The 11,254-nt window shown below is 60.1% G+C and carries 5 protein-coding genes and 1 pseudogene; 2 read left to right on the top strand and 4 right to left on the bottom strand.

The genetic code is table 11. The features are described from left to right. Window positions 1–20: 20 nt before the first annotated feature. Window positions 21–2,066 (top strand): transketolase, encoded by a 2,046-nt coding sequence (tkt, locus tag DyAD56_RS18715; protein WP_102304360.1) that lies wholly within the window; start codon window positions 21–23, stop codon window positions 2,064–2,066. 21 nt (window positions 2,067–2,087) lie between these two features. Here tkt and gnd read toward each other — a convergent pair whose 3' ends face one another. The 3 genes from gnd to DyAD56_RS18730 form a co-directional block, all read right to left on the bottom strand. Further along, entirely contained in the window at window positions 2,088–2,993 is a 906-nt protein-coding gene (gnd, locus tag DyAD56_RS18720) for a phosphogluconate dehydrogenase (NAD(+)-dependent, decarboxylating) (protein WP_102304361.1), read from the bottom strand. A gap of 112 nt (window positions 2,994–3,105) precedes the next feature. Further along, window positions 3,106–4,629, bottom strand: coding sequence for a mercuric reductase (locus DyAD56_RS18725; RefSeq protein ID WP_102304362.1), 1,524 nt, complete (start codon window positions 4,627–4,629; stop codon window positions 3,106–3,108). Continuing rightward, entirely contained in the window at window positions 4,629–5,954 is a 1,326-nt protein-coding gene (locus DyAD56_RS18730) for a glucoamylase family protein (protein WP_102304363.1), read from the bottom strand. Before DyAD56_RS18730 ends, DyAD56_RS18725 begins: the two co-directional genes overlap by 1 nt. A 259-nt stretch (window positions 5,955–6,213) precedes the next feature. Between DyAD56_RS18730 and DyAD56_RS18735 the strand changes: the two genes are divergently transcribed. Next, window positions 6,214–10,107, top strand: coding sequence for a glycosyl transferase family 36 (locus DyAD56_RS18735; protein ID WP_102304364.1), 3,894 nt, complete (start codon window positions 6,214–6,216; stop codon window positions 10,105–10,107). Between the two features lie 988 nt (window positions 10,108–11,095). Here DyAD56_RS18735 and DyAD56_RS18745 read toward each other — a convergent pair. After that, window positions 11,096–11,254, bottom strand: a pseudogene (locus DyAD56_RS18745) (IS3 family transposase); the annotation flags it as partial.

Here is an 11,254-nt window from a genome sequence, read left to right on the forward strand (position 1 = left end):
CTTGCACCCAGGTAGCCGACATGTTCACCAAACTCGATCAGCTGTGCATCAATACCATCCGCTCCCTTTCGGTGGACATGGTGCAAAGAGCCAATAGTGGCCATCCCGGCATGCCGCTGGGGGCTGCCCCCATGGCTTATGTGCTGTGGACCCAATGGTTGAGGTACAACCCGCGCAACCCTGCGTGGGAGGATCGTGATCGCTTCGTGCTGTCGGCTGGACACGGCTCGGCGTTGCTGTACAGCCTGCTGTATCTGACGGGCTACGATCTCTCATTGGACGATATCAAGCAGTTCCGCCAATGGGGCAGCAAGACGCCGGGGCACCCCGAGCGCGGCCACACGCCGGGCGTCGAAACCACCACCGGGCCACTGGGGCAGGGCATGGCCAATACCGTGGGCATGGCCATCGGCGAAGCGCAACTGGCGGCACGCTACAATCGTCCTGGCCATACCGTGATCGATCATCACACCTACGCCATCGTCAGCGACGGCGACCTGATGGAAGGCGTGGCATCGGAGGCCGTTTCGCTGGCTGGACATCTGCAGCTCGGCAAGCTGGTGTGCCTCTACGACGATAACTACGTCACCCTTTCCGCGGGTACCGACATCACGTTCTCCGAGGACCGCGCGCGGCGATTCGAAGCCTGCGGCTGGCACACTGTGCGGGTGAACGACGGCAATGGCCTCGATGCCATCCAGGCAGCCCTGCATGCCGCACATCAGGAACGCCACAAGCCGTCGTTGATCCTGGTGCGGACGCACCTTGGTTACGGCTCGCCCGAGCAGGACAGCTTCAAGGCCCACGGCTCCCCACTTGGCGTGGACGACGTGCGTAAGACCAAGCAGACACTGGGGTGGCCCACCGAGCCGGACTTCCTGATACCGGACGAAGCACTAATGCATTTCCGCCAGGCGGTGGATCGGGGCGCCGATCACGAGGCGGCGTTCGACGAGCGGCGGCGCGCTTACGCGGAGGCTTTTCCGGAGCTTGCTGTCGAATTGCAGCGCAGTCTGTCAGGTGAGCTACCACGCGGCTGGGACGCCGGTATTCCGGTGTTCGCCGCCGATGCCAAGGGCCTCGCCACGCGCGATGCATCCGGCAGAGTCATGAACGCGATAGCGCAAGGGTTGCCGACATTGACCGGAGGCTCGGCCGACCTCAATCCATCAACCAAGACGGCGCTGAAGGATCACGGCGATTTCAATCCGCCGGCATCGAACAACGAGGACAAGCAAGGCTCCGATCCGGCGGGCTGGAGTTGGCAGGGACGCAATATCCATTTCGGTGTGCGCGAACACGCAATGGGCGCCATCGTGAATGGCCTTGCTGCGCATGGTGGCTTTATCCCGTTCGGCTCGACCTTTCTGATCTTTTCCGACTACATGCGGCCGCCCATTCGGCTCGCCGCGCTGATGGGGCTGCATGTCGTACATGTGTTCACCCATGACAGCATCGCACTGGGCGAGGATGGTCCCACTCATCAGCCGGTGGAACAGCTGGCGAACCTCCGGGCGATTCCCAACCTCATCATGATCCGCCCAGCGGATGCCAACGAAACGGCGGTGGCCTGGCGGGTGGCGGTGGAGGCGCATGGTCCGGTGGCGTTGGTACTGACTCGGCAGAATCTTCCCACGCTCGATCGTCAGCACTATGCCAGCGCCGATGGCTTACGCCAGGGCGCCTATGTACTGAGCGATGCGCCTTCCGGCAAGCCCGAGCTGACACTTATCGCCAGCGGTTCCGAAGTGTGCCTGATGCTTGAGGCGGCGCAGCGCCTGCAAGGGCAGGGCATCGCTGTACGCTGCGTCTCCATGCCGAGCTGGGAGCTGTTTGAAGCGTTGCCGCAAGCGGAGCGCGATCGCGTGCTGTTGCCATCGGTCAGCGCGCGACTCGCCATAGAACTGGGTGTATCGCAGGGCTGGGAACGCTATATTGGCGCAGCTGGTGACATGCTCGGTGTCGAGCACTTCGGAGCTTCGGCGCCGGCAGAGGTGCTGTTGCGTGAGTATGGCTTCACAGTCGACAACGTCTGCGCCCGCGCCTTGGCGCTGCTTAAGAAATGAATGAGGCGCCAGGCGAACGACTCACTCGCTCTTGATGGGGTGCCCGCCGAATTCGTTGCGCATGGCCGACAGCAGCTTGTCGGAGAATGAGTCGTTGTCGCGCGAGCGCAGTCGCTCGATCAGCGACTGGGTGATCACCGGTGCAGGCACATTGAGGTCGATGGCCTCATCCACGGTCCATCGACCCTCGCCTGAATCGGCGACGTAGGGTGCGATGCCGGTCATGCTCGGGTTCTTCGCCAGCGCCGCTGCGGTCAGGTCCAGTAGCCATGAGCGCACCACGCTGCCGTAGCGCCATATCTCCGCCACTTCGTGCAGATCCAGGGCGAACTCGTGCTTGTGTTGAAGGATCGAGAAGCCCTCGGCATAGGCCTGCATCATTCCGTACTCGATGCCGTTGTGAATCATCTTGGTGAAGTGGCCTGACCCGACGGGGCCCACCCGACCCCAGCCCTGATCCTTGGTCGGCGCAAGTGTTTCGAAGATAGGCCGCATGCGTTCGACGGCCGACTCCTCGCCGCCAATCATCAGGCAATAACCCTCGGACAGGCCCCAGACACCACCACTGGTCCCGCAGTCGATGTAATGGAACTGCTGGCCAGCAAATGTCTGGGCCCGGCGCATGGTGTCCTTGTAATTGGAGTTGCCGCCGTCGATGACGGTGTCGCCAGGAGCCAGTAGCGACAGCAGTTGCTTAAGCGTGCCATCAGTGATGTCCCCCGCAGGCACCATCAGCCATAGCGTACGAGGAGCGGGCAGCGCCGCCACCAGGGCGGCCAGTGAATCAGCGGAAGTGGCACCTTTGCTTTCCAGGTCCTTGCGCGCTTCGGGCTTGGGGTCGAAACCCACCACCTGATGTCCACCGTCCACGAGGCGCTGGGCCATGTTGGCGCCCATGCGGCCGAGGCCGATCATGCCGATCTTCATGACGTCTCCTGGAATGGTGTGAAGGGTGCAGCGTTGCCACAGGCCAACACACGATGCGCCTGCGCCGGACAAGGTCACGTGACAGGGCGACCGCTGCCATCCTCGTCAGCCGCTATCGGGCCAGCCAGCGGCGGGCCCTGGCCTGGATGCCTGGCGTGAAGCGCGCGCGGTAGTATGCCTTTGCGGCCTGCTGGATCGCCGCAGCCTGCGTCGGATAGGCGTGAATGACTCGCGCTAGCGTACGCAGGCCAATGCCTGCCACCATGGCGAGGGTGATCTCATTGATCATGTCCCCGGCATGGCGGGCGACGATGGTGGCGCCAAGAATTTTGTCAGTGCGGCCCTTGACGTGGATCTTCACGAAACCGTTTTCTTCGCTATCGGTCACCGCTCGCGCAATTTCGTGCATGGGGATGGTGAAGGTTTTTATCGGGATATCCAACTGATTAGCCTCGCGCACATAGAGGCCCACATGCGCGATCTCCGGGTCGGTAAAGGTGCACCACGGAATGACCAGTTCGCTTAGTCGCTCGCGGCCGCCGAACAAGGCGTTCTGCACGACGATGTGCGCCGCAGCCTCGGCCGTATGCGTGTACTTGTGCTCGAGGCACACGTCGCCGGCGGCATAGATATTGGGATTGCTGGTACGCAGGAAGTCGTCGACACGGACGCCGTCGTTGAGGTCGTAATCGACGCCTGCTGCATCGAGGCCCAGTTGCTGCACGTTGGGCGCGTGACCGGTACCGGTCAGGATGGCGTCCACGGCCACCGTACTCCGATAGTCGTCACTGACCAGGTCAACCAGCTTCTCGCCATTTTCCACGCGTACGGCAATGGCGGTGGTGTTCAGTCGAACCTCTATGCCGTCGCGGGCAAACGCATCGGAGAGGATCTGGGCGGCATCGCGCTCTTCCTTTCCAAGGAACAATGGCATGTCCTGCACGATGGTGGTTTTAGAGCCGAGTCGGCAGAATGCCTGAGCCAACTCGCAGCCAAGCGGGCCGCCGCCAACCACCATAAGGCGGCGCGGCAATTCAGTCAGGTCAAACACGTTCTCGTTGGTTAGATAGCTTGCTTCCGCCAGACCGGAGATCGGCGGAATCATCGGGCTGGCACCCGTCGCAATCAGTGCTTTCTCGAAGCGCAGCACTTCTCCCTTGACTGTCAAGGTATCCGACCCAGAGAAGCGGGCGTCACCAAAGAAAAGGTCGATGCCGTTCTTGGCTAGGCGCTGAGCGGAATCGTCGCCACTGAGATGGGTCCGTATGCGCCTGACCCGTTCCATCACGGCAGGGAAATCGACGGTGATATTGCATGGTACCTGGGCGCCGTAGCGCCTCGCGTCGCGCATCTCGGCATACATTTGTGCAGTCCGGATCATGGTTTTCGAAGGGATGCAACCGTCATTGAGGCAGTCGCCTCCAATCATGTTGCGCTCGATCAATGCCACCCGGGCACCCAGTGCCCTGGCCACCTCGGCAGCGGCGAGCCCGGCAGGACCTGCACCGATCACGACCAGATGATAAGGCCCCGAGACGCTCGGATTGCTCCAGGCCTGAGGGCGCACATGAGCCATGCGCTCGCGCTCATACGTATCGCGAGGCGCACTGATTGAAGGGTTGCGCGGCTGCGACATCAGCGTGACTCTCCGTCATGAAGGTTGCCTGGTGGCAGCCAGCCGCCGCGAAATCCGGCGCGATGCAGTCCGTTGCTGAGATAGGCACAGTTGTGCATCAACTGCCATAGCCCTTCAGTGCGGTAGTTTTCGATCATCATGAACACGATGCCCTGATCGAGTCCGTAATGCCCCGCCGATACCCAGGGTTGGCCGTGTCCATTGACGTGTGACGGATTGAAGCTGCTCGCTAGGCGGCCATCCACCAGCATTTCGGGATACCGATCGATCATGTGGCGTATCGAATCCAGGACGACATCGGGTGCAAACGGTAGCGATGCCAGGACGGCGGGGGCGGACAGCGTGCCATCGTCGGGGCCATAGGGCACTCCTCGCGCGGCATAGCCAAACAGTCGTCGGGGCGCGTTGTGCACATCGGGCTGCTCGTCGGTGGGGCCATCGCAAGCAGACAAGCCCCAGCAGCTCTCGTCGTAGCCTTTCAATTCGTGTGGATTGCGTTGCGCATACTCGCGCTGGATGGCGACAGCTTTGCACGAGTTCTGGAAGTAGTCCGAGCGCACCTCGCGCATAAAGCGATCGTGGATGCCGCGAAAATCAATCCACGCGTGCGAAAACTGATGCACGAACAACGGTCCGGCATACAAATAGTCGTTGTGGTAAAGATTTTCCCACTGGTAGGTGGAAGTCCAGGACTTGTAGCAAGCTCCTGCAATGGGATAGGTGGGCGATCCCATTGCCAGGGCGTAGAGCAAGATAGCCTCGCTATAACCCTCCCAGCCGTAATGCAAGAAACTGCATTCGGGCTTCCAGCCTTGCCGGATGGTATCGCCGCCCCCCTGCGCCCAGCGCCAGTCGATGCGCTGATAGAGAAAGTCGGCAAGCGCACGCAGCTCGGCTTCATCCTCCGTCGCAGCGGAGAAGTACATACTCGCTGCAAGCATGCCGGCGATGAGTAACGCCGTGTCGATCATCGACAGCTCCGAGTGCCACACGCGTGCGCCGCTCTGCATGTCGAGAAAGTGGTAGTAGAAGCCCTTGTAGCCTGTGGCCTCGGGGCTCCCGCTCTGGTCGCTGTCGCGGAAGAAGCGCAGAGCAGCGAGGCAGCGCTGAACTGCGCCGCGGCGATCCAGCCAGCCTCGCCCCACGGCCACGGGATACGAAGACAGCGCGAAGCCCACCACGGCAATGCTGACAGGCGACCCGAGGCGGGAGGTATCAGCAACCAATCCGTTGCTTGGGTTTGTGTTCAGCAGGAAGTACTCGAACGCCGCATGCTGCAGTCGATCGAGCATGGCTTCATCCGTGAGTGTAGTCAGCGGTGCCATCGAATGAGTCCCTGATAGGGCGCCTGAACAGATTGAGCTTCGCAACATCATCCGGATGATGGTCAGGGATGATGTCGCATAAGGGTGCATGTGTCGCGTGTAGGAGGCACGCGAGACGTTGTTGTTGACGCTGTTTCTCGACATAACCGTCCCGGGACACTGGAGACTTCACACGGCATTACTCCCATCCGGCCGTATGCTCGGCTGCTCGCGGCGCGAAATCCAACTCACCGTCGCGCCTCTGGAGTTACGACGCCCCATGCCGCCACTCTCGTCGCCATCCCTGGATACATCGTCGCGAGCGCAGTTGCTTTCAAACGGGCGCTATACAGTGATGTTGAATGCAGTGGGATCTGGTTATAGCGAATGGCGTGGGCTTGCTATCACGCGTTGGCGCGAAGAGCCCGTGGGTGATAGCTGGGGAAGCTACCTGTTACTGCGGGATGAGGAGAGCGGCGAAACCTGGTCACCGACGCTCCAGCCATACGGTATCGCTGACGGCATTTACGCGAATAATTTTTGCGATGGTCACGTAAGCATGACGTGCCAGCAGGAATCGCTGATCGCCCGGCTGGATATCGCGGTGGCTTCGGATAGGGACATGGAATGGCGGCGCGTCACACTTTCCAATTCGGGTGAGCGCGCACGCAGAATTTCTCTGACATCGTACGCGGAACTGGTGCTTGGGCCGGCCGGTGCAGATGCAGCCCACCCTGCCTTCTCTAAGATGTTCGTGCAAACAGAGTGGGTAGAGCAGGATGGGATACTGTTGGCTACGCGTCGACGGCGGTCACCCGGTGAACCCGAGTTATGGGCCGCTCATCGGGCCGTGGCTCCGCCTGGCGCCGACAACGGTGGCGAATATGAGTCGGACCGCATGCGCTTTCTTGGCCGTGGCCGAACGCTTCGCCACGCCCATGCCATGCAGGCGAGTGCCGTGTTGTCGGGGACCCATGGCAGCGTGCTGGATGCTGTCTTCAGTGTTCGACGCCAAGTGCGCGTAGCGGCCGGCGCCAGTGTGCAGGTTACATTCCTAACTGCGCTGGCCAACTCGCGTGCTGACGTGCTCGCTTTGATCCGCTCGTTGGGCGATCGCGTGACGGATGACGACATACTCGCCGGTGCGGCGGCATATGCAAGAAATGAGCAGGTTCGCCTGGGAATCGACGCATACCTGGCCGAGCGTTTCGATGGCATCACAGCAGCATTGCTGCATGCCACCTCTGCGTTCAGATCGATCACAGCGTTGCTTGAACGAGGCGTTGGTGGAGCGCCAGTGCTGTGGAGTTGCGGCATCTCCGGTGACCGGCCGATCATCCTGCTGCGGATCACCCACAGCTCCGACATGACATGTGTCGAGGAGCTGCTTCTCGCTCAGCGCTATTGGCACGCGAAGCAGCTGGGTATTGACCTTGTGGTGCTGGAGGCTGGTGATAGGGATGGCGCCGCATTGCATGTGATGTTGAGCGAACGGGTTGGTGCGCAGAACGATTGGCTCAAGGGTCACAGTGCGCACATCAGGGCGCAGGCATTTGTGCTTCGTCATAATGAGACTTCCGACACGGTACGGAACGGCCTCGCTACTGCGGCACGTATCGTGGTGGACGCCGCGACCGGTCTCCCGGATTCGGTTACGCGGCGGCGCTCTACTATCGGTGAGATGCCCGCGCGGTTTGTGCAACGGGCTTCCGGCGCCGCTTCTGTCTCCCGGCCAGTCGCTGCGATACCCGCGGGGGAGTTCGACAATGGTCTGGGTTGTTTCAGCAGTGCCGGTCGTAGTTACACCGTCACCCTTCAGGGGGGGCGGAGCACGCCAAGCCCCTGGGTCAATGTCATTGCCAATGCGGGGTTTGGATTTCTTGTCTCGGCCGAAGGCGGTGGCTATACCTGGTCGAGCAACAGCCAACAAAATCCACTGACGCCCTGGCCAAACGATCCGGTCAGCGATGTTCCTTCCGAGGTGTTGTATCTGCGCGACAAGGATAGTGGTCAGTTGTGGAGCGCCACCGCAGCTCCCATCCGCGTCGCTAATGCGACTTACCTGATTGAGCACGGCAAGGGTTATAGTCGTTTCAGCCATACTGCACATGGCATCGAGGTTGATCTCCTGCAGTTCGTGCCGACGCACGATCCGATCAAGCTCTCTCGACTTCGCCTCCGCAATGGTTCGAGTCGCAAAAGACGCTTGTCGATTACTGCATACGTAGCATGGGCACTGGGTGCCAACGGCACCGTGCCGGCCCCCTTCGTGTCAACCTCGCGTGATGCAGTGACCGGGGCGCTCTTCGCCTGCAATCGTTGGCGCACCGAATTTAGCGACAGAGTGGCCTTCATGGATTTCGGCGGCCTGCAGCGATCCATGACCGGCAGCCGCCTGGAGTTTCTTGGTCGGCTTGGCGCGGTCGATAGTCCTCTCGCCCTGATTGGCAACTCACCACTGTCTGGGCGGTTGGGCGCCGGACTGGATCCCTGCGGGGCGCTGCAGAGCGCTATTGAGCTGGTACCCGGCGAGCAGATTGACCTGCGGCTCATGCTTGGCGAGGCCTTGGAGATCACGGAGGCGCGGTTGCTGGTGCAGAAATACCGGGTGATCGACCTCGATGCTGTTTTAGATGACGTTCGATCGCAATGGTGTGACTTGCTCGACACCGTACAGGTCACCACGCCAGATCGCGCAATGGACATTCTCCTTAACGACTGGCTGCTCTATCAGGCGCTTGGGTGCCGTATGTGGGCGCGCACGGCTTACTACCAGGCGAGCGGTGCCTATGGATTCCGCGACCAACTGCAGGATGCGATGTCCCTGTGTGTGGCTCGTCCAGATCTAGCGCGCGAGCACCTGCTAAGGGCTACAGCGCGACAGTTCGTGCAGGGCGATGTGCAGCACTGGTGGCTTCCGCCATCGGGTCAGGGCATCCGCACACGGATCAGTGATGACCGAATCTGGCTTGCCTACGTCGCCGCCCACTATGTGACGACGACGGGCGATCACTCGGTTCTGGACGAGATCGTGCCATTTCTCGACGGGCCGCTCATCAAGGACGGCGACACCGATGCGTTCTACCAGCCGAGCATCGACAGCGAGCGTGGCAGTGTATACGACCACGCTGCGCGTGCGATCGATTCCGGCATGACACTGGGCGCGCATGGGTTTCCCCTGATGGGCACGGGGGACTGGAACGATGGTATGAATAACGTCGGTGCGGAAGGGCGCGGCGAAAGCACCTGGCTGGCCTGGTTCCTGCTCTCGACGATCCGGGACTTCCTGCCGTATGCCCGCGTCCGTGGCGAGCAGTTGCGAGTAGATCGCTGGCAGGCATATGCCGCGAGCTTACAGAACGCGCTTAATGGCGCGGCTGGCTGGGATGGTGAATGGTACCGGCGGGGTTACTACGACGATGGCACGCCCCTAGGTTCGAACGGGAGTGAAGAGTGCAAGATCGATGTCATCGTGCAGTCGTGGAGCCTGATGTCTGGAGCGGCGGATCCGATCCATGCGGTGCAGGCGATGAACGCTGTCGATAAATACTTGATACGGGACGATGAGCAGATTGCGCTGCTTTTTACGCCGCCGTTTGACCACACGCCATTGAACCCCGGCTATATCAAAGGTTATCCGCCCGGGATGCGTGAGAACGGTGGTCAATACACTCATGGCGCCACCTGGTCGATCTTCGCTTACACGATGCTCGGGCAGGGTGATCGAGCGGCAAAATTGTTCGACATACTCAACCCCATCCGCCGCACCGAAACGGCGGATGCAGTTGCCCGCTATCGAGTTGAGCCGTATGTCGCCTGCGCCGATGTCTATTCAGAGAGTCCCCATATCGGTCGTGGCGGCTGGACATGGTATACCGGCTCGGCGGGCTGGCTCTATCGCGCTGGACTGGAGGCTATCCTAGGCTTTCAGCGACTTGGCGGGCACCTGCGAATCAATCCTTGCATTCCCAAGTCCTGGCCGCGCTTCGACATTATCTATCGCCATCGTGGTGGTCAGCACGGCCTCACGCGGTACGTGATTGCGATCGAGAATCCAGACCGCGTCAACTATGGCGTAGCTTTGATTGAGCTAGATGGCGAGACAATCGGCACGAATCAGATCCCACTTGTCGATGACGGATGCGAACACCATGTTTACGTCAGGCTTGGGTAAGTTATTAGGGCGTATGACCAGCTAGCTTTAGTTGCGGGCTTTTGCATCATTGCCCTGTGGTTTTCGAGCCCGACGATATTAAAATTTGACGGCAAAGCGGAAAGTGTCGTTATACCGGCGTTCGGCCGAGCGAGCGTTGATCCGGTCCACGCCGATCGTTCGTATGGGCTATAAGATTAGGTGATTCGCTCAAGTTATCGCGGATAAGACTGATCGACCAGTTGCGGCAGGTCCGGTGGAGGGGCACCAAGGATTAGTCCAAGAACAAACAGATCCACTTTTAAGTGATTATTTAGAGGCAATAGACCTGCCTAGCTTTGAAGAGAAACGCTCACATTACTTACAAAAAGGAGGCGCGTTGCCGCCCTTTGTATATTCGCCAAGGCGGTTACTCACCGCGCCACCTTGTATGGTTGGAAATGGATACCTCGCGGCATTTCCTGTCGCATTTAGCGCGTCATTATCAGCGCGCGTCGCCGGCCTTCCTTTTCTACTGCTCGGTCGGCATCGCATTCGCTAGCATAAACGTCAGTGGTACCCTCAGCCATGGAATGCATCCCCGCGTTCTCCTTTAAGTCAGGCCGACGATTGTAGATCCACCATCTGCCATACCACTCATCGCTATCTTGAGAGATGCGCAGTGTAAGAGTGGATACCCAGAAATCGCCTGCGAAGAAGAGCGACGACATTCACTAATCCTCAAACCTAACCAAATATGAGCGGAAGTATGTGCTACACCATCAACGTGATATGCGTTGATGGTGTAGATGCTAGCGAGTTGATGCTTGTGTCGGTGGCGTACTGCGACGGTCTGAATGACAGCCGGGAAAAACACCGCCGAATCACGGCACCTGTAGCTAGCGTCCTACTTTTGGGGTAGCCCGGATCTCATCACTTGACTTGCGAAAGCGTGACCTCTCCAACATCGATGCCAAGATCGATACCTTGAATCGCCCCGGTTTTCGCGGAGGCTATTTGGTTTAAGTGATCATGCGGCCTGCACCAAGTCGGAAGCCAGCTGACGGTAGTAGTTAGCTTCGGCCTCGGCGGGTGGAATATACCCGATGGGTTCGAGTAAGCGTTGGTGGTTGAACCATGACACCCATTCGAGCGTGGCCAGTTCCACCGCTTCTCTGGTTTTCCATGG

This window comes from Dyella sp. AD56 (assembly GCF_002878475.1).
Taxonomy (GTDB): Bacteria; Pseudomonadota; Gammaproteobacteria; order Xanthomonadales; family Rhodanobacteraceae; genus Dyella.